Source organism: Mesorhizobium sp. M1006 (assembly GCF_040318825.1).
Classification (GTDB): domain Bacteria; phylum Pseudomonadota; class Alphaproteobacteria; order Rhizobiales; family Rhizobiaceae; genus Mesorhizobium.
In genome coordinates this window covers 111353-130870 of sequence record NZ_JAMYMZ010000011.1, presented here as the reverse complement: position 1 = coordinate 130870, position 19518 = coordinate 111353, and the positions used below count along the sequence as shown (strand labels likewise).

The window sequence follows — 19518 nt, the reverse complement described above, 5'->3', positions numbered from 1 at the left end:
GTCGTCGCCAGCCTCACGATTCCAGCTCTCGCATCAATCTCAAGTGACAGCTGCTTTGATGGCGAAGCGCGCATCCTTCCACGCACTGGTGTGCAGGATGTCCTCAAGCACTTTGACGGCCTGCCAGACATCGGCGTAGCCGATATAGAGCGGGGTGAAGCCGAAGCGCATGGTCGATGGCGCGCGAAAATCGCCGATCACGCCACGTTCGATCAGCGCGCGCATGACTTGGTAGCCATGCTCATGCATGAATGAAATCTGGCTGCCGCGTTTTTCCCCATCGCGCGTGCTTTCGAGCGTGAGCCCGTAAGTGCCGCACTTTGCCTCGACAAGCTCGATGAACAGATCCGCCAGCGCGATGCTCTTCTTGCGCACCGCCGTCATGTCGACATCGTTCCAGATGTCGAGCGCGCCCTTCAGCGTGCGCATCGACAAGACCGGCTGCGTGCCGCACAGAAACCGGCGGATGCCGGTGCCGGCCGCATAGCCTGGCTCGAAGGCGAAGGGCCGTGCATGGCCCCACCAGCCGGTGAGCGGCTGCTGGATGTAGGAAAGATGCCGCTCAGCCGCATAGATGAAGGCAGGCGCGCCCGGGCCGCCATTCAGATATTTGTAGGTGCAGCCAACGGCAAAATCGGCGTTTGCCTTGTCGAGCTCGACTGGCATCGCGCCGGCGGTGTGGCAGAGATCCCAGACGATCATCGCCCCGGCTTCCTGAGCCCTGCGCGTCAGCGCCGGCATGTCGCGCAGTTCGCCCGACTTATAGTTGACGTGGTTGACCAGCACCACGGCGGTGCGTTCGTCGATCAGCTCTTCGATGGTCGGCGCGTCGACCCCCGAGAGGCGCAGCAGCGTATCTTTTCGCGTCGAAACCACACCCTCGGCCATGTAGAGGTCCGTCGGAAAACTATCGCCCTCGGCGACGATGACCTGCCGCTCCGGTCGCATGGCCATGGCGGCGTGCAGCAGCTTGTAGATGTTGACCGATGTCGTGTCGCAGACCACCGTCTGGCCGGCCGCGGCACCGATCAGGCGCCCGAGCTGGTCGCCAAGTTCAAGCGGCATGTTGAACCAGCCGGCCGTGTTCTATGCGCGGATGAGATCATGCGACCATTCTTCGGTCGCGGCCTTGTGCAGTTCATCGAAAGCGGCACGTGAAGCAGCTCCTAGCGAATTGCCGTCGAGATAGATCACTCCTTGCGGCAACACAAAGCGGTCGCGCATCGCGCGCAGCGGATCCGCGGCATCCATCGCCTTTATGGCCACGAGATCGGGAATTCCTGTCATGATTTGTCTGCTCCCCCAAGATCCAACGCAACGCCGGACACGCATCGACTGTTCTTCCACTACCTGGTTGCGCGCAGCAAGGCTCCACCGGCGAGAAGCAGCCTGACCAGGCGGTGGAAACTGGGACTTAACCCCAGGTTGGCGTTTTGAGTTCGTTTCGTTCACGGTGCATCGACCAAACCGCACAGTCGATACGGGTTCAATTCCGTGCCTTTTGCCGACCGACGGCCGATGCCAGTGCTGCCTTCTAGGAGGCCAGAAGGGCGCAAACGAAAGCAGAATCAAGGCGATGAGGCTCGCGGCGGTGAAAATGCGGTACGCCGGTAGGGGACGTCGTTTGTTTCCCGAGCCTTAACGCATTCATTAAACTTTAAACAGTTGCGGAACACAACTGGAACAGATAGTGTTTGTTCTGGGTTTGTTTTTCTGATTCTGTTGGGGGTCGCTATGCTGACACGCAAACAACACGAACTGCTTATGTTCATCCACGAAAGGTTGAAGGAAAGCGGTATCCCGCCTTCATTCGACGAGATGAAGGAAGCGCTCGACCTGGCTTCCAAATCCGGAATCCACCGGCTGATTACGGCGCTGGAGGAGCGCGGCTTCATTCGCCGTTTGCCCAACCGGGCCCGTGCGCTGGAGGTGCTACGCCTGCCTGACTCGATCGCCCCCGGCCTCAATGCGGCACGCAAGTTCTCGCCGAGTGTCATCCAGGGCAGTCTTGGGCAAGGCGCCCCTCGGCAAGGCAAGCCGACATCGTCGCGCGTGCCCGCAGCCGGAAATGACGACGATGTCGTCGCCGCCGTTTCGATCCCGGTGATGGGCCGCATCGCTGCCGGTGTGCCGATCGACGCCATCCAGCACCAGACGCATTCGATTTCGGTGCCGCCGGATATGATCATGGGCGGCGAGCATTATGCGCTTGAGGTCAAAGGCGATTCGATGATCGAGGCCGGCATTTTCGACGGCGACACGGTGATCATCCGCAATGCCGATACGGCGAGCCCCGGTGAGATCGTGGTGGCACTGGTCGACGAGGAGGAAGCGACGCTGAAGCGGTTCCGCCGCAAGGGCGCCTCGATCGCCCTGGAAGCCGCCAATCCGGCCTACGAGACGCGCATCTTCGGACCAGACAGGGTCAAGGTGCAGGGCAAGCTCGTCGGACTGATCCGCCGCTACTGAGCTCCGCCCTTGGCGCCGGCTTTGGGGTTGTCGGCCCGGCGGTATGGCGGCAGGCCCCGTGCCGCGCGTGAAAATTTCCGCTGCACGTGCCAGGGCCGGTATGATTTTTCGACGGCGAAGCGGATCTCGGCGCGTGTTGCCGCTTGTGGATCGAAATAGACGGCGGCACTTCCCGCGCGCGCCAGTTGCCGTTTGGTGACGACGAGGACCAGCCGGTCGTAGTAGCAGGGGTTATGGGCGGTGGCGTCGTCGATGACGATCAAGCTGGCAAAGGCGCAGGCTGGCCGCGCAGTATCGCGGTCCTTGGCTTGCGCGATGATCGCGCCGGATGGATGCCTGGCAAGGCAGAGGCCGTCCGTGCAAATGAACGGCATGCCCGGCGGTAGGTCGGCCGGATCGGCAATGTCGAATTGCGGGTCGTTCTTTCCAGGTGTTTCCGGCGCGACGATAGCCTCTGATGTGAGCGCGCGTTTCCAGTTGTCGATGGTGAACTCATTCGGGCGTGCCCGGTTGACCGCGAGTTCACCGCTGCCGATCGGCAGCGCGACCAGCCGTGCGTCCTCCGAGACCAATACGTCGGGTATGCGTGTCTGCGTTGTCGTCAGCAAGCCGGCGAGCGCAAAAGGAAGTGCCGCCAGCCGCAACCACGTCGTCGCCATGCTGGCAATGACGAGGGCGATCGTCACCAGAAGGACGGATCTCAGCGAAATCAGCCCGACCGCATCGATCGGCGAGCGCTCCGAGATCCACCCGGACAGGGCGATCATCGCCGTCAGCCCCTTGCCCATGACATAGAGAAAAGGGCCATCCGCACCGAACGGCATCGCCAGCGCGCTGAGAACGGCGAAGGGCATGACGACCAGTGACACGATGGGCATGATGGCCAGATTGGCGAACAGGCTGAGCGGCGCCACGCGCTGGAAATGCCATATGGCGAAAAGCGCCGTGGCGCTCCCTGCAATGATCGAGGTCATCGCCAGACCGCACATGCCCAGCAGGACCTTTCGAGTGGCAAAGCGTAGCGGCGACTGCCGCGGCGGCGGCGTGGTGGCCCTGCCGGCGCGGTAATCGGACCAGCCTGCATAGGCGCCGACAAGGGCCGCCGTCGCGGCGAAGGACATCTGGAAACTCGGACCGACCACCTCGTGCGGCGACACCAGGATGACCGCGATGGCCGAGATCGCCAGGTTGCGCATGGTGAGCGCGGCCCGGTCGAACAGCACGGCGATAAGCATCACCGCCAGCATGATGAAGCTGCGTTCGGCCGCCACGACAATGCCGGAAAAGACGAGGTAGGCCGCAATCGAAAAAAGCGCGGCGGCCGCGGCATATTTCTTGACCGGCCGTCGCGATGAGAAATCGGGAAACAGCGCAAAGGCACCCCGCAGCAGCGCCATGATGGTGCCGGCGACCAACGCCATATGCAGCCCCGAGATAGAGATGATGTGGTAGATGCCGGTGCGCCGCATCGCTTCGTTGATCTCCTCGGGAATGCCGGCGCGCACGCCGACGATCAGCGCAGCAGCAATCTCGCCCTCGGCACCGCCGATGCGGCTGCGGATATGGTCGGCGATGGATTCGCGCGCGTCTTCGATCGCGGAAGAAAGCTGCGCGGCAAGCGGCATGCTGCCCGACGACACGACTTTCGGATTGCCGAGAAAAAAGCCGCTGCCGCCGATACCGGCGAAATAGCTGTCGAACGAGAAATCATAGCTGTCGGGCCGCACCGGGCCGGTCGGCGGCAGCAGCCGCACATAGCCGGTGATCTCGGAACCGGCGGTCAGCTCAGCCGGTATCTTCATCGCCGAAACGCGGACCCGTTCCGGCATGTAGCGCAGTGTCGGCCTGGCCGTTGAGATCACATCGATTGTCAGCCTGATGCGGCCGCTCGCCATGGGCTCGTACGATACGACGCGACCCGTCAGCCGCGTCGAGATTTCGGAGCCGAGCATATGCGTTCCGACACGCCATGTCTCGAACTTGGCGGCAAGTACGCCAAGCGCGTAGAGCAGCGCCACCATGAAGCACAGGCGCGTCCTGGGCCATGACCGCGAGACGACGGCACAAAGGGTCGCGAGGAGCGCGATTGCGATCGGCTGTGGAAAGGCCGGCTCCACCGACAGCCCGAAATAAACGACCACCCCGCATGCGAGGAACACCGGCACCAGCAGGAAGGCGATGCCGCGGTCGAGTTCCAGACCGGCCGCTGTGGTTACGCTGTTGCGGATACGGGACGGTGACGGGAGGCGGAAACGCCTGCGCAGGCGTACGATAGGCTCGCCCGCGGGCACGAGAACCGTTGCTGGGTCGCTGGCCGGCAGCGACGGAGCATCGAAGCGCGGAGCAGGTAGCAATGCCGGTGCCGGCAGGACAGGCGGGGGAGCGGCAAACAGCAAGCGTTCGCTGACGTCGCTGCCAACGTCCTCGCCCTCGCCCGCACCACGGCCTCGCACAGCCATCGGGTCTGCCCCTTGCGCCCTCGACCTCCTATGCTACATGAACGCGCAACGCGCGAAAGTCCGCAAACCCACTTCCTTCGCCCGCCTGAGAGTTCCATGCCCGATAAGGTCGTCACCCGTTTTGCCCCCTCGCCCACCGGCTATCTGCACATTGGCGGCGCGCGCACGGCGCTGTTCAACTGGCTGTACGCCAAGCACACGGGCGGCACGATGCTGCTGCGTATAGAGGATACCGACCGTGAGCGGTCGACGGATGCGGCGACGGCAGCCATTCTCGACGGGCTTTCCTGGCTCGGACTCACCTGGGACGGCGCGCCTGTCTCGCAGTTCGAGCGCGCGCCGCGCCATCGCGAGGTGGCCGAGGAGCTGGTGCGCGTGGGCAAGGCCTATTACTGCTACGCGACGCCGGCGGAGCTGGAGGCGATGCGCGAGGCAGCGCGAGCCAAGGGGCTTCCGCCCCGCTATGATGGGCGCTGGCGCGACCGCGACCCGTCGGAGGCGCCGCCCGGCGCCAAGGGGGCGATCCGCATCAAGGCGCCGACAGACGGCGAGACGGTGGTGCATGACCGCGTCCAGGGCGACGTGCGCTTTCCCAACAAGGATCTCGACGATTTCATTATTCTGCGCTCGGACGGCAATCCCACCTACATGCATGCCGTCGTCGTCGACGATCACGACATGGGCATCACCCACATCATCCGCGGCGACGATCATTTGACCAACGCCGCACGCCAGACCGTAATCTATCACGCCATGGGCTGGGAGGTGCCGTCGATGTCGCATATCCCGTTGATCCACGGTGCCGACGGCGCCAAGCTGTCGAAGCGGCACGGTGCGCTTGGCGTCGAAGCCTATCGCGCCATGGGCTACCTGCCGGAGGCGCTGCTCAACTATCTGGCGAGGCTTGGCTGGAGCCACGGCGACGATGAGATCATGTCGATCGCCGACATGATTACATGGTTCGACATTGGCGACGTCAACAAGGGCGCCGCCCGTTTCGACTTCGCCAAGCTCGAGGCGCTTAACGGCGTGCATATGCGCCGGATGAACGACGCGGCGCTGCTCGACATCTTCATCGCCACTCTGCCCTATCTAGAAGGCGGCCCGGCAATCGCCGCTCGCCTCGACGACAGACGCAGGGCGCAACTGCTTGCCGCGTTGCCGGGCCTGAAGGAGCGCGCCAAAACGCTGGTCGAACTTGTTGAAGGGGCTGCATTCCTTTTCGTCGAACGGCCGCTGCCGGTCGACGAGAAGGCGGCGGCGCTGCTCAGCGGTGAGGCGCGCGCGATCCTGCGGGGCGCTCATGCGGCACTAGCCACGGTTTCGGAGTGGTCTGCCGCCTCAGCCGAAGCCGCGATCCGCGACTATGCGCAGGCCGCCGGCCATAAACTCGGCGCCGTGGCCCAACCTTTGCGCGCCGCGCTCACCGGCAAAAGTACCTCGCCAGGTGTCTTTGATGTGCTTGCCGTGCTTGGCCGCGAGGAAAGCCTGGCGCGGATCGCTGATCAAATCGATTAGCAAACTGGCCCAAGAAGATTGGCATTGAAAGGTGTGTTTCGCAGTGCAACATTGGGTCTTGGCCTAATCTGCCGCGCAGATTCAATTGCGGGCGCAAATGTGCGTATTCCGATGCTTTTGACGTGTTGGGTTCAGATATTTTGCCTTTGCCGGCCTGAGGAAACAAAAAGGAGTTTGCTATGACCGAACCTGCGACAAAAATGGAATTTGGCGGCAAAACCCAGGCATCGACGGCCAAGCTGGAACTCGGCGGCAAAACCCATGAATTCAAGATACGAAGTGGTTCGGTAGGACCTGACGTCATCGATATCGGTTCGCTCTACAACACCGCCGGCGTCTTTACCTACGATCCCGGTTTTACGTCGACGGCGAGCTGCGAATCGGAAATCACCTTCATCGATGGCGATGCCGGCATTCTTTTGCACCGCGGCTACCCGATCGACCAATTGGCCGAGCACGGCGACTTCCTCGAAGTCTGCTATCTCTTGCTCTATGGTGAACTCCCGACCAAGGCGCAGAAGGACGATTTCGACTACCGGGTGACGCGCCACACTATGGTGCATGAGCAGATGTCGCGCTTTTTCACCGGCTTCCGCCGTGATGCGCATCCGATGGCGGTGATGTGCGGCGTGGTCGGCGCGCTGTCGGCCTTCTATCACGATTCCACCGATATCTCGGACCCCTATCAACGCATGGTCGCGTCAATGCGGCTGATCGCCAAGATGCCGACGATCGCGGCGATGGCCTATAAATACCACATCGGCCAGCCATTCATTTACCCGAAGAACGAGCTGAATTTCGCAGCCAATTTCCTGCATATGTGCTTCGCCGTGCCTTGCGAGGAATACAAGATCAATCCGGTGCTGGCCCGCGCGATGGAGCGCATCTTCATCCTGCACGCCGATCACGAACAGAACGCCTCGACTTCGACCGTCCGCCTGGCCGGCTCGTCGGGCGCCAATCCTTTTGCCTGTATCGCTGCCGGCATCGCCTGCCTGTGGGGTCCCGCACATGGCGGCGCCAACGAGGCAGCCCTGAACATGCTGGGCGAGATCGGTCATGTCGATCACATCCCGGAATTCATTGCGCGCGCCAAGGATAAGAACGATCCGTTCCGATTGATGGGATTTGGCCACCGCGTTTACAAGAATTACGATCCGCGCGCCAAGATCATGCAGAAGACCGCGCACGAGGTCCTGGGCGAGCTCGGCATCAAGGACGATCCACTGCTCGACATCGCCATGGAGCTGGAAAGGATCGCACTGACCGATTCCTATTTCATCGAGAAGAAGCTCTATCCGAACGTCGATTTCTATTCCGGCATCACGCTGAAGGCGCTGGGCTTTCCCACCACCATGTTCACCGTGCTGTTCGCGGTCGCCCGCACCGTCGGCTGGATCGCGCAGTGGAAGGAGATGATCGAGGACCCGCACCAGAAGATCGGTCGCCCGCGCCAGCTCTATACCGGCGCGCCGGAACGAGACTACGTACCAATCGCGAAGCGGTGAATGGTGAATGGTGAATGGTGAATGGTGAATGGTGAATGGTGAATGGTGAATGGTGAATGGTGAATGGGAGTAGCGAAGCGTCGCTCCCTGTCCATAGAAACCACTATTCACAATTCACTATTCACAATTCACTCACTTCCTCACCATCCCCATCACCACACCCGCGGCAATCTCGCCTGACGGCTTGGCGGTTGCCATACGCCCGGCAATGTCGGCAAAACCGTGCTTCTGCCAGGTGCGGTAGGCGGTATCGGAGAACAGCGCTTCCAACTGCCGCGCCAGATAATCCGGCCGCACATATTGATTGTAGTGTTCCGGCACAACCGGCCGGTCGGCAATGAGATTGGGCAAGGCTGCGCTCCATACTTTGATCAGCGGCTGCGCCATGCGCATGACCGGATCGAGCCGGTAGCAGGAGATCATCGGCACACTCGCCAGTGCCAGTTCCAGCGATACCGTCCCCGACGCGATCAGCGCCGCATCGGCCTTGCCGAAGGCCTGCCATTTGCGTTCGGCATCAAGGATGACCTCCGGCTTCTCGTCCCAGCTCGCGACCGAGGTCCTGACCAGGTCGGCGACGTGCGGCACCGTCGGTAACAGCAGGCGCAAGCGGTGCCCGCGCGCCCGCAGGATCGACACCGTCTCGCCGAACGGCCCGACCATGCGTCGCACCTCACCACGACGCGAACCTGGCAGTACAAGCAGCGTTTTGACGTGATCTGCGGACAGGTCACGCGGCTGCGCCTGCGCCCTGGCGGCACTGATTATGCCCGGATCGTGTGCAAGGCGATGCCCGACATAGGTGCCGGGCGGCCCGCCCAGGCGAGCGAGTTCCTTCACCTCGAACGGCAGGATGCAAAGAATGTGATCGACATATGGCTTCATCGCCGCCGCCCTGCCCGGCCGCCACGCCCACACGCTCGGGCAGACATAGTGGACGATCGGGATAGTCGGATCGGCGGCACGCACCTTCTTGGCGACGCGCAGCGAGAAATCCGGACTGTCGATGGTGATAAGGCAATCGGGCTTTTCACCGGCACTCGCGTTTGCCGTCTGGCCGATCCGCCGCATCAGGCGCGGCAGGTCGCGCAGGATGGCGCTAAGCCCCATCAGTGCGATCTCGCTGCCGTCGAACAATGGCGCCAGGCCGAGCGCCTGCAAATGGCGGCCGCCGATGCCGACAAGCCGAACTTCGCGCCCGGTCATGCGCTTGAGCGCCTGCACAAGGTCGGCGCCAAGTAGGTCGCCGGACTCCTCGCCGGCGACGACGGCTATCTTCAACGGCCGCTCATTCGCCATGCGCCGGCTCCGTAGCAGGCAGGCCAATCACGAACAGGCCGAGCGCATTGGCACGTCCGATGGTGGCGGGACCTTCGAGCACCAGCGAGCGACCGGCTTCGACGGCAATGCCGGCCAGTCCGGCGGCATGCGCCGCCTCGACGGTCAGCGGGCCGATGGAGGGCAGATCGGCACGCAGTTCCTGACCGGGCTTGGCGCATTTGACCAGAACACCGCGGCTCCCGCCGGCCAGCCTGCCGTGCCCGCGCAACTCCCTTGTCCGCTCGAGCAGCCCGTCGGTGCCTTCGACGCCTTCCAACGCAATGGCGCGGCCGCCGACCGCAACAGCCGCTTGGCCGATATCCAGCACGCCGATGGCTTTTGCCGCCGCGTGCGCCGCCTCGATGTCGCGCCAGTCGGATTTGCGTGGCGCCGCCTTGGTCAGCAGGCCTTCGGCGGCGACCAGCTCCGGCACGATCTCGTGAGCGCCGATGACCTTGATGCCGCTGCGCTCGATCCTGCGCACGAACAGTTTCAGCACCGTATCGTCCCCCCGGGTTACACCGACGAAGAGGCTGGGTAGCCACGCAAGCAGGCCCAAATTGAGGCGCATGGCGCTCAGCCTGGGGCGGCGCGTGATATGACCCGCGGTTACGAGATGCGTGACGTGGTGCCGCTTAAGGATCGGCAGCAGCGAGCCGACGTCTTCCAGCCTCAAGGTTGCCTGCTCATAGGGCTCGAAATCGGCTATGCGATCGACCTCGCCGGCCGCCATCACGACGAAGGGCAATTTGCCTTGCCGGGCGAGCGCTCGGGCAATTTCGACCGGGAGACTGCCGCCGCCGGCGATGATGCCGACCTTGGCATCTGGCGCGAGATCAAGGCCTTTTCCGGCAGCCTCAATCTTCGTCATCTGCCCTCAGTCTTCATCATCGGTATCGTCGCCGTCGCTACCCTTGAGGGACGGCACGGCGTAGTGCCGCTTGCCGCGACCGGCGATGAAGTCGACGATCTTCATGGCAGTCGGCGACGAGGCGAATTCCGCCTTGGCAAATTCGATGTTTTCGCCGACGGTCCGGGAGCGATCGAAGATCGTCTTGTAGGCTTTGCGCAGCAAGTGGATCTCCGAACGCGGCAGGCCGGCGCGCTTCAGGCCAATGATGTTGAGGCCGCGAAGGCTGGCACGGTTGCCAACGGCGATGGCGTAAGGAATGACGTCGCCGACGATCGCCGAGCAACCGCCGAGAAAGGCGTTATCGCCGATGCGGACAAACTGATGAACCGCGGTAAGGCCGCCGATGTAGACATTGTCACCGACTTCGCAATGCCCGCCTAACGTCGCTTGATTGGCGAAGGTGGCGTTCTTGCCGACCACGCAGTCATGGGCAATATGGGCATAGGCAAGGAAATTGCCGTTGTCGCCGATCGTCGTCTCGCCGCGGCTGGAATCGGTGCCGACATGCATGGTGACACCTTCGCGGATCGTGCAGTTCTCGCCGATCACCAGCGTGGTACGGCCGCCCTTGTGCTTGGTGTTCTGCGGCGGCCCGCCCAGTATCGCCATCGGATAGACCTTGGTCGATGCACCGATGGTGGTCGCGCCAATCACCGAGACATGGCTGACCAGTTCGACGCGGTCGCCGATCACGGCGTCGGGGCCGACGTGACAGAAGGGCCCGATGCGGGCGCCTTCGCCGATTTGGGCGCCTGCCTCGATGACCGAGGATGGATGGATGACTGTCTGGATTTTCATTAGCATTCGTTTATCAGCCGCTTGCGACCATCATCGCCGAGATCTCGGCTTCCGCCGCCTTGGCGCCATCGACGAGGGCCTCGCAAGCGAATTTGAGAAGATTGCCGCGTTTCTTGATTTTCTTCACATGAATTTTCAGCTGGTCGCCTGGAACGACCGGCTTCCGGAACTTGGCATTGTCGATGGTCAGGAAATAAACCAGCGACGGCTTTTCCGTACCAAGGCTGCGGATGCAGATGGCGCCGGCCGTCTGCGCCATCGCCTCGATGATCAGCACGCCGGGCATGACCGGCTGGTCGGGGAAATGACCTTGGAAATGCGGCTCGTTTATGGTGACGTTCTTGATGCCGACGGCGGATTCGTCGCCATCTATGTCGACAATACGGTCGATCATCAAGAACGGATAGCGGTGCGGCAGGAGCTTCATCAGCCGCATTATGTCAACCGCTTCGAGCGTCGCCGCCGCGATGTCAGCCATTTCCCCCCTCACCCTGTTTGCGCGTCCGTGCAAGTCTGCGCAAGGCCGCTATCTCGCGCATGGCTTCCGCCATCGGCTGCGCCGGATATCCTCCCCAAATCTCACCGGCAGGCACATTGCTCATAAACCCGCTTCTTGCCGCAAGCTTGGCCCCGGACCCGATGGTCAAATGATCCGCAAGGCCGACACCGCCACCCATGGTGACGTTGTCGCCTACCGTCACGGAACCGGAAATACCCGAAAGCCCGGCTATAATGCAATTGCGGCCGATGCGAACGTTGTGCGCGATCTGCACCAGATTGTCGATCTTGGTGCCCTGGCCGATGATCGTGTCGGACATGGCGCCGCGATCGACGGTCGTATTCGACCCGATCTCGACGTCGTCCTGGATGATGACACGGCCGATCTGCGGAACCCGCTCCGGACCCTTGGCGCCGGCCACGAAACCGAAGCCATCCTGGCCGATCCTGGCACCGCCATGGATGATGACGCGATTGCCAATCAACGCATATTGCACGCTGGCACCTGGACCGACATAGCCGTCACGGCCAATCTGCGAGGACGGACCGATGACCGCATGCGGGGCAATGACGGTCCCGCTGCCGATGGCAGCGCGAGGTCCGATGATCGCACCCGCTTCGATGATCGCACCGGCCTCGACATGGGCGGTCGCATCGATATGGGCGTGCGGCGAGATACCGGTTTCGCCGGTCATCGGTCCAGGCGTTGCAGCGGCCGGAAAAAGCAGACGCCCGACCATTGCGAAGGCCTGCTGCGGGCGCGGATGCACCAGCACCGCGATGCCCGCCGGCGCCTTGCCGGCAAATTCGGCAGGGCAGAGAACCGCCGCCGCCCGCAGTGACTGCATCAGGGCGAAATTGCGCCTGCCATCGACGAAGACAAGGGCGTTCTCGCCGCCTTCGTTGGCGGGCGCCAGAGCCTCGATCGATACATCGAAGAGACCGGAATCAACAAGCGTCGAGCCGGTCAGATTCGCGACTTCGCCGGCCGTATACCGGCGTGAGGGCGCGAAGAACACCGGATCGGTCATTCCAGAAGCAATATCCAGCTAGCGCATGACCCCGAAATCGGAAATCGACCCTCGGAAAGGATCATGCGCAAATCAAAATGCTACAACGTCCTTTGCGCGTCCGATAGGACGCGCTGCGCTGTAGTGTCGGATCACTGCCATCCGGATCCAAACGAGCCGGAAGCATCATTGCCCGCACATCAGAAGCGGGTCGATATGCCGAAGTTGAATTCCTGCACGTCGTCGGTCTTTTCCTTCTTGACCGGGATCGCATAGTCGATGCGGATCGGGCCGAAAGGCGATGCCCACATCAAACCGACACCGACGGAAGCGCGCCATTCCATACCGGTAGTCGACGTGTCGACAAGGCCACTAGCGAGCTTGCTGCCATAGAGCGTCGCCGCATCGGCGAACACAGCGCCACGCAAGCCGAAGCTTTCCGGGATGACCGGCAGCGGGAACTGGGCTTCCGCCGAGGCATTGAAGTAGGTGGTGCCGCCGAGGTGATCACCGCTGGGGCCAGATGCCACCGGGCCGATGCCGCCGTATTCGAAACCGCGGATCATGCGGTCGCTGCTCTGGAAATGGTCGAAGACACGCAGATCGCCGTTGCCATAGCCTTGGACATGGCCGGCGCCGCCCGAAATGAGGCCCACCAGGTCCAATTGTTCGGACAGCGTCTGATAAATGCTGCCGCGGGCCGTGACCTTTATGAATTTGGCGTCGCCGCCGAGACCGGCTACTTCCGTGCCGACATTGGCATAGAGGCCGTCATGCGGGTTCTTCATGTCGTCGATGGTGTTGTAGACCAGGCCGAGGCTGACCGACGATTTGAGCCACGGGCTCTCTTCAACGCCGTTTACAATCGCTTGCGAGACGTTGCAACCGGCGCTTGGGTCACAGCCCTCGTCGAACTCGTACTTCTCTTGCGCAATATTATAAGCCAGCTGCGTCGAGATATTGTCTGTGATCGGCAGGCCGAAGCGAACGGTCGCGCCTGTCGTGTCGCTGTCGTAATGGTCGTAGTTTCGGCTCTGCTTGTAGATGTCGAAGCCGGCCGCGATCCGGCGGCCGAGGAAATAGGGTTCGGTGAAAGAGAAGCTGTAGTCGCGCGAGTTCTTGCCACCGCCCGCCGCCACCTTGATGAATTGGCCGCGACCGAGGAAGTTGCGCTCACTGACGGAACCTTCGACGGACGGACCTGACGTTTCACCGCCGCTCGAATAACCGGCGCCGACCGTGAACTCACCGGTTGATTTCTCGACCACATCCACCACCAGCACAACCTGGTCCGGCTCAGAACCCGGAACGGTGGAAATTTCGACTTTTTCAAAATAATCGAGCGCTTCCAGCCGCCTCTTCGCGCGCTGGATGAGGACCTGATTGAAAGCATCGCCTTCGCTGACATCGAACTCGCGGCGAATGACGTAGTCGCGCGTCCGATCGTTGCCGCGAATCTCGATGCGCTCGATATAGGCCTTGGTACCCTGGTCGACCGTATAGACGACCGAGATCGTGTGGTTCTCGAAGTTGCGGTCGCCGCGCGGCGTCACCTGGGCGAAGGCATAGCCGGATCCAGCGACCTTTTCGGTCAAGGCGATGATCGTGTCCTCGACGTTCTTGGCGTTGTAGACATCGCCCTTGTGGGTCTCGACCACCGATTCAAGCGACTTGGCGTCGACCTCGGGGATCGTGCTTTCGACGCTGACATCCCCGAACGTATAACGCTCGCCCTCCTGTACCGTGATGGTGACGGTGTATTTGTTGGTGGTGTCGTCGAGTTCGCCGACAGCCGAGACGACCTGGAAGTCGGCATAGCCGTGATTATAATAGAAGCGGCGCAGCAGCTCCTGGTCGGCGCGCAGCTTGTCCTCGTCATAAACGTCGTCGCGCAGCACGAACGACAGGAAGGACGAACGCTTGGTGGAGATGATGTCCGACAGCCGGCGGCTCGAATAGGCGCTGTTGCCGACGAAATTGATCGCTGCGATCTGGGTGCGGCCGCCTTCGTTGATGTTGAAGACCACGTTTACCCGGTTGTCGCCGAGATCCATGATCTGGGTGGTCACGGCGGCATCGTCGCGGCCGATACGCCGGTATGCGGCCTTGACCGCCTCGACATCGGCATCGAGCTGCTGTTGCGAGAAGGTGCCGCGCGGCTTCAATTGCACCGCGGCCTCAAGCGCGTTGTCCTTGAGCTTCTTGTTGCCCTGGAACAGCACCTGGTTGACGACCTGGTATTCGGACACCTGGATGACCAGCGTCGATCCGACCTGGTTGATCTGCACATCCGAAAACAGCCCGGTGCCAAACAGCGCCTTGACCGCATCGTCGATATCCGAACTGGAAAACGCCTTGCCGGGCTTGATCGTCACGTAATTGCGGATGGTGTCCGCGTCGACACGCTGATTGCCGGTGACTTCGACTCTGGAGACGACAGCCGCCTCGGCGGCCGATGTGGCAACGAACTGCACTGCGAGCGCGCCTGGTACAACCAGAGCGGCGGACATAGCCACCGCGGACGCGGCGCTCAGAAACTTGGATGCTGCCTTCATCGGGCTTTTGTACCTTTTCTCGAAGTCCCCACGGCGAGAAAACCGGACGTGCGGTAATTTCCCCTACCGTATTAACCGGATTTTCCCTACACGCAAGGCTTCTGGTTAATTTGTATTTACTTAACCCTGCGGCGTGGCTTTCGCGTCACGCATATCCCCACGCATGGTAAACGGCGTCTCAACATTGCTCGTGCCGAAGCCAAATTCCTTCATGATTTCAGCACCCAAACAGATCGTTCCAGAAAACAAAGCCCATGAACCCGAGCACCAATATGAGGCCGCTTCGGTAAGCCATTTCCATCATGCGTTCGGACACCGGCCGCCGGATGACAGCCTCCACGCCGTAGAACAGAAGATGCCCTCCGTCGAGGGGGGGAATCGGCAAAAGGTTGAGAATCCCTATCCCGACTGACAGGAATGCAACAAGCTGCACGAGCCATTCAAAGCCGAGCTTTGCCGCCTGACCCGACATCTTGGCGATCTTGATGGGGCCGCCCAGCTGGCACTTGTCCTCGCGACCGACAACGAAACGTTGCAGGAACTGGCCGGTACGCTGGATGACGTGTCCGGTTTCCTGGACCGCTGCCCCGACCGCCCCGGCCGGACTATAGGTGATCAGCCGCGGCTGGCCGAGTTCCTTGTTGTTGACGACGCCGATCACGGCCACCTGGACCTTGTTGCCCAGTGCGTCTTGTTGTTCCATCAAGCGCGGCGTCGCCGTGACGGTGATTTCCTTGCCGCCGCGTAGCATGACGAAGGTAATGCTGTCGCCGGCGCGGCCAGAGACCAGACGCTGGACGTCGGCAAAGGTCTCGACCTTGCTGCCGTCGACGCTGACGAATCGGTCGCCGGGCATGATGCCGGCCGCGGCGGCCGGACTGCCGACGGTGACCTCAGCCACCATCGGCTCCAGCACGGGGCGGCCATGGACGGAAAACAGCACGGCAAAGACGGCGATCGTCAGCAGGAAGTTGAACAGCGGCCCCGCCACGACGGTCGCCGCGCGCTTCCAGATCGGCTGCGTGTGGAAGGCCACCTTGCGTTCTTCGTCGCTCAGTGCCTCGATCTCCTCCGAGCTGGGCTGGCTCGACGTCGCGTTCATGTCGCCGACGAACTTGACGTAGCCGCCGAGCGGTATGGCGCAAAGCTTCCAGCGCGTGCCGCGGCTATCGTTGAAGCCGATGATCTCTGGGCCGAAACCGATCGAAAAGGCTTTTGCGCCGATACCGCACCAACGCCCGACGAGGTAATGGCCCATTTCGTGGACAAAAACGACCACGGTCAGCACGAACAGGAAAGGCACCAGCGTGCCGAGGACAAAGCCCTCTGTGCTGAAAACCGCGTGAAAAATCTCGTTCAATTCATGCCCTCAAATTCATCCACGGCACAGATCACGCCGCGACTGTGACATCAATCCAGGCGAATCCATGACGCAGCCCCGCGTCGGCCCACCGACGATGCCGTTCAAACCGGAAACAGCCCCTGTGCCGGATGGTCGGCGGTCGCGGAAATCCAGCCGATGACGTATAGGGCGAAAGCCGCCGCGACAAGCCCATCTACCCGATCCATGATGCCGCCATGGCCGGGTATCAGCGTGCCGGAATCTTTACGGCCGTGGCGTCGCTTGACCCATGATTCGAACAGGTCGCCGGCCTGCGCGACAATCGAAAGCACCAGTGCGACCACGCCAAGCACGACGAGGTTGCCCGTTCCGGCTACGGCGGCCAGAAGCAGCCCGGCCACTACGCCGCCGACCAACCCACCGAGCGCCCCGCTCCGCGTCTTGCCCGGCGAGATCGACGGCGCCAGCCTTGGACCACCGATGGAGCGGCCGACGAAATAGGCAAAGATATCGGTCGCCCAAACCACGGCGAATAGGAACAGAATGGCCAGCAGCCCTGAATGGTCGCCGTCACGCAAGAAGGCCAGCGACAAGCCGGACACGGCCGCATAGGCAAGGCCGGATGCTTCCCACGGTCCTGCCCTGCGCATGGAAGAAGCGACGGCAGTGACAGCAACCAGAGCCGCGACGAGCGGCAGCAGCAAAGACGCAGGCAGGCCGGCGACGAGGGCACCAATAAAGACCACGATCAGCGCCTCGGGCAGAAAGCCGAGACCTGCCGTAGCACCAGCACCTGCCGGGGCAACGGGGCGGCTCATCCGCGTCCACTCGTAGAAGATCACCGCCGCCATGGCGGCGCAAAGCAACCGGAAGGACAGTCCGCCGAGCCAGGTCAGGGCAAGCGTGACGATGGCAAGCACGACGGCCGAAATGACCCGGAGTTGGAGGTTGCTCATTCCTCAGCCTGAGGCGACATCTTGGGCGGCAAGTCCGCCGAAGCGGCGCTCGCGGCCGGCGAAATCGCGCAGTGCATCGGACAGGTGCTCGCGACTGAAGTCGGGCCAGTAGCAAGGCAGGAAAACGAGTTCGCTATAGGCGGCCTGCCATAACAGGAAGTTGGACAGCCGAAGCTCGCCGCTGGTGCGGATGACCAATTCCGGGTCCGGAATGCCCTCTGTATCGAGCGAGCTGGCAAAGGAATCGGCCGTGATCGCCTCGCTCTCGATCTCACCGCGCGCCACCGCCGCTGCGAGCTTGCGCGCGGTGCGCACGATCTCGTCGCGCCCGCCGTAATTGAAGGCAATGACCAGTGTCAGCGCCTCGTTGCTGAGAGTGAGCGTTTCGGCTTCCTCGAGCAGCCCCCTTATGTCGGGCTGCAGCCCTGCCCTGTCACCGATGACCCTGATCCGCACCCCACTCTGGTGCAGCTCGGCGAGGTCACGTCGGATGAAAAGCTTCAGCAGGCCCATGAGGTCGCTGACTTCGGATTTCGGCCGTGACCAGTTTTCCGACGAAAAAGCGTAGACGGTCAGGAAGGAGATGCCGAGGCCGGGGGCGGCGCGCACTGTCTTGCGCAGCGCCTCGACGCCGGCGCGGTGACCGGCCAGCCGCGGTAAGCCGCGCGCCTTGGCCCAGCGTCCGTTTCCGTCCATGATGATCGCGACATGCGCGGGCGTTGCCATATTCTCGCTTCCGGGCCAGGCGTGGCCAGACCCTAGACCTGCATGATTTCCGCTTCCTTGTCGGAAAGCAGGTGGTCGATGGTGCTGATTGTCTCGTCGGTCAGTTTCTGAACTTGGTCGGCCCGTTTGCGATGGTCGTCCTCACTGATGTCGCCGTCCTTTTCCGCCTTTTTCAGAAAGTCCATGCCGTCCCGGCGAACGTGGCGTGCGGCGACGCGGGCATTCTCGGCATAACCGTGCGAGATCTTGACCAGCTCCTTGCGGCGCTGTTCGTTGAGCTCGGGCAGCGGAATCCTGAGATTGGTACCGTCGACGATAGGATTGAAGCCGAGATTGGCTTCACGGATGGCGCGGTCGACTGCGCTGACCATCGACTTGTCCCAGACCGAAACCGAAATCATGCGCGGTTCCGGCACCGACACTGTTGCCACCTGGTTGATCGGCATGGTGGTGCCATAGGCCTGCACCTGGACGGCATCGAGCAGGTTGCTCGACGCGCGGCCGGTGCGCAGCGAAGCCAGATCATGCTTGAACGCGGCGATCGCCCCGTCCATCCGCCGTTTGAGATCGTCGTACTCGCCACTCATCATCGTCTCCTCGACCCGTTAACCCGGGTTCACTGCTTAGGCCCTGTTCGAGCCTCATCCGCAACCGGTCCCTTTCGGGTTCATGGTCCGGTCAATCGTCTGCGACAACCGTGCAACGGCCGCCGCCCCTCAGGATATCGCCGAAGCCACCCTTCTCGTGGATCGAATAGACGATTATCGGAATGTTGTTTTCGCGCGCAAGTGCAATCGCCGCCGTATCCATGATCGAAAGCCCGCGTTTGATGACTTCGTCATGGCTGATCCGCTCGAAACGTGTCGCATGCGGGTCCTTCTTGGGATCAGCCGAATAGACACCATCGACCTGGGTGCCCTTGAACAGAGCATCGGCGCCGATCTCGGCGGCGCGAAGGGCTGCAGCCGAATCGGTGGTGAAGAACGGATTGCCGGTGCCGCCGGCGAAGATGACGACCTTGCCCTGGTTCATGTAGGCGGTCGCCTGACGCTGCGAAAAACTTTCGCAAAGCTCGGGCATGGCGATCGCCGACAGCACCACGGCGTCGACGCCGATCTTGTTGAGCGAGGTGCGCAGCGCCAGCGAATTGATAACCGTGGCAAGCATGCCCATATGGTCGCCGGTGACGCGGTCTCCGCCTTTTGACGCAACCGCGACGCCACGGAAGATGTTGCCGCCGCCTATGACGACACCGACTTCGATGCCCAATGCGCGGGCCTCGGCGATGTCGGCGGCGATGCGGTCGACCACCGATACGTCGATGCCGAAATGCTGCTCGCCCATCAACGCTTCGCCCGACGCTTTCAGCAAGACACGTCGGTAGAGGGGCTTCACCGTCATCTGGTCCTCGTCATCGTGCGTGTGACGCGTTTCGGTGCGCCCCGA

Annotated in this window: 15 protein-coding genes and 1 pseudogene; 3 read left to right on the top strand and 13 right to left on the bottom strand. The window is 62.2% G+C overall.

Translation table 11 applies throughout. From position 1 onward, the window contains the following. Window positions 1-39: 39 nt before the first annotated feature. Window positions 40-1287, bottom strand: a pseudogene (gene kynU, locus NKH60_RS13455) (kynureninase). A gap of 447 nt (window positions 1288-1734) precedes the next feature. Here kynU and lexA point away from each other — a divergent pair. Continuing rightward, the gene (gene lexA, locus NKH60_RS13450; RefSeq protein WP_023674949.1) at window positions 1735-2469 is read left to right on the top strand and encodes a transcriptional repressor LexA; all 735 of its coding nucleotides are present in this window, start codon (window positions 1735-1737) and stop codon (window positions 2467-2469) included. On the opposite strand, the gene NKH60_RS13445 is transcribed toward lexA, so the two are convergent. After that, the gene (locus NKH60_RS13445; protein WP_352872418.1) at window positions 2463-4928 is read right to left on the bottom strand and encodes a ComEC/Rec2 family competence protein; all 2466 of its coding nucleotides are present in this window, start codon (window positions 4926-4928) and stop codon (window positions 2463-2465) included. The two genes, lexA and NKH60_RS13445, sit on opposite strands and share 7 nt — an antisense overlap. 96 nt (window positions 4929-5024) lie before the next feature. On the opposite strand from NKH60_RS13445, the gene gltX reads away from it, so the two are divergent. Then, window positions 5025-6446 (top strand): glutamate--tRNA ligase, encoded by a 1422-nt coding sequence (gene gltX / locus NKH60_RS13440; RefSeq protein WP_352474272.1) that lies wholly within the window; start codon window positions 5025-5027, stop codon window positions 6444-6446. A 179-nt stretch (window positions 6447-6625) separates the two neighbouring features. Next, window positions 6626-7954, top strand: a complete 1329-nt coding sequence (gene gltA, locus NKH60_RS13435) for a citrate synthase (RefSeq protein WP_023674946.1) — start codon at window positions 6626-6628, stop codon at window positions 7952-7954. 132 nt (window positions 7955-8086) lie between these two features. Here gltA and lpxB read toward each other — a convergent pair whose 3' ends face one another. The 11 genes from lpxB to pyrH all read right to left on the bottom strand — a co-directional run bounded on the left by lpxB (window position 8087) and on the right by pyrH (window position 19473). Next, window positions 8087-9253 (bottom strand): lipid-A-disaccharide synthase, encoded by a 1167-nt coding sequence (lpxB, locus tag NKH60_RS13430; RefSeq protein ID WP_352872415.1) that lies wholly within the window; start codon window positions 9251-9253, stop codon window positions 8087-8089. Continuing rightward, on the bottom strand, window positions 9243-10145 hold the full coding sequence (locus NKH60_RS13425) for an LpxI family protein (RefSeq protein WP_352872413.1): 903 nt from the start codon (window positions 10143-10145) through the stop codon (window positions 9243-9245). Before NKH60_RS13425 ends, lpxB begins: the two co-directional genes overlap by 11 nt. A 6-nt stretch (window positions 10146-10151) precedes the next feature. After that, entirely contained in the window at window positions 10152-10985 is an 834-nt protein-coding gene (gene lpxA / locus NKH60_RS13420) for an acyl-ACP--UDP-N-acetylglucosamine O-acyltransferase (RefSeq protein ID WP_352474276.1), read from the bottom strand. 13 nt (window positions 10986-10998) lie between these two features. Beyond that, complete coding sequence (gene fabZ, locus NKH60_RS13415; RefSeq protein ID WP_352502391.1) at window positions 10999-11463, bottom strand: 3-hydroxyacyl-ACP dehydratase FabZ; 465 nt, start codon at window positions 11461-11463, stop codon at window positions 10999-11001. After that, on the bottom strand, window positions 11456-12514 hold the full coding sequence (lpxD, locus tag NKH60_RS13410; RefSeq protein WP_352474278.1) for a UDP-3-O-(3-hydroxymyristoyl)glucosamine N-acyltransferase: 1059 nt from the start codon (window positions 12512-12514) through the stop codon (window positions 11456-11458). The genes fabZ and lpxD overlap by 8 nt, the downstream gene beginning before the upstream one ends. A 179-nt stretch (window positions 12515-12693) precedes the next feature. Beyond that, on the bottom strand, window positions 12694-15048 hold the full coding sequence (gene bamA, locus NKH60_RS13405) for an outer membrane protein assembly factor BamA (RefSeq protein WP_352872411.1): 2355 nt from the start codon (window positions 15046-15048) through the stop codon (window positions 12694-12696). Between the two features lie 217 nt (window positions 15049-15265). Continuing rightward, on the bottom strand, window positions 15266-16408 hold the full coding sequence (gene rseP / locus NKH60_RS13400) for an RIP metalloprotease RseP (RefSeq protein WP_352448821.1): 1143 nt from the start codon (window positions 16406-16408) through the stop codon (window positions 15266-15268). A gap of 104 nt (window positions 16409-16512) precedes the next feature. After that, a complete protein-coding gene (locus tag NKH60_RS13395) occupies window positions 16513-17346 on the bottom strand; it encodes a phosphatidate cytidylyltransferase (RefSeq protein ID WP_352448820.1) in 834 nt (277 codons plus the stop codon). 3 nt (window positions 17347-17349) lie between these two features. Continuing rightward, window positions 17350-18072: an isoprenyl transferase gene (locus tag NKH60_RS13390; protein ID WP_023674936.1), complete on the bottom strand. Its 723-nt coding sequence runs from the start codon at window positions 18070-18072 to the stop codon at window positions 17350-17352. A 32-nt stretch (window positions 18073-18104) separates the two neighbouring features. Next, a complete protein-coding gene (frr, locus tag NKH60_RS13385) occupies window positions 18105-18659 on the bottom strand; it encodes a ribosome recycling factor (protein WP_084640965.1) in 555 nt (184 codons plus the stop codon). Window positions 18660-18750: 91 nt separating this feature from the next. Beyond that, complete coding sequence (pyrH, locus tag NKH60_RS13380; RefSeq protein WP_023674934.1) at window positions 18751-19473, bottom strand: UMP kinase; 723 nt, start codon at window positions 19471-19473, stop codon at window positions 18751-18753. Window positions 19474-19518: the final 45 nt, after the last annotated feature.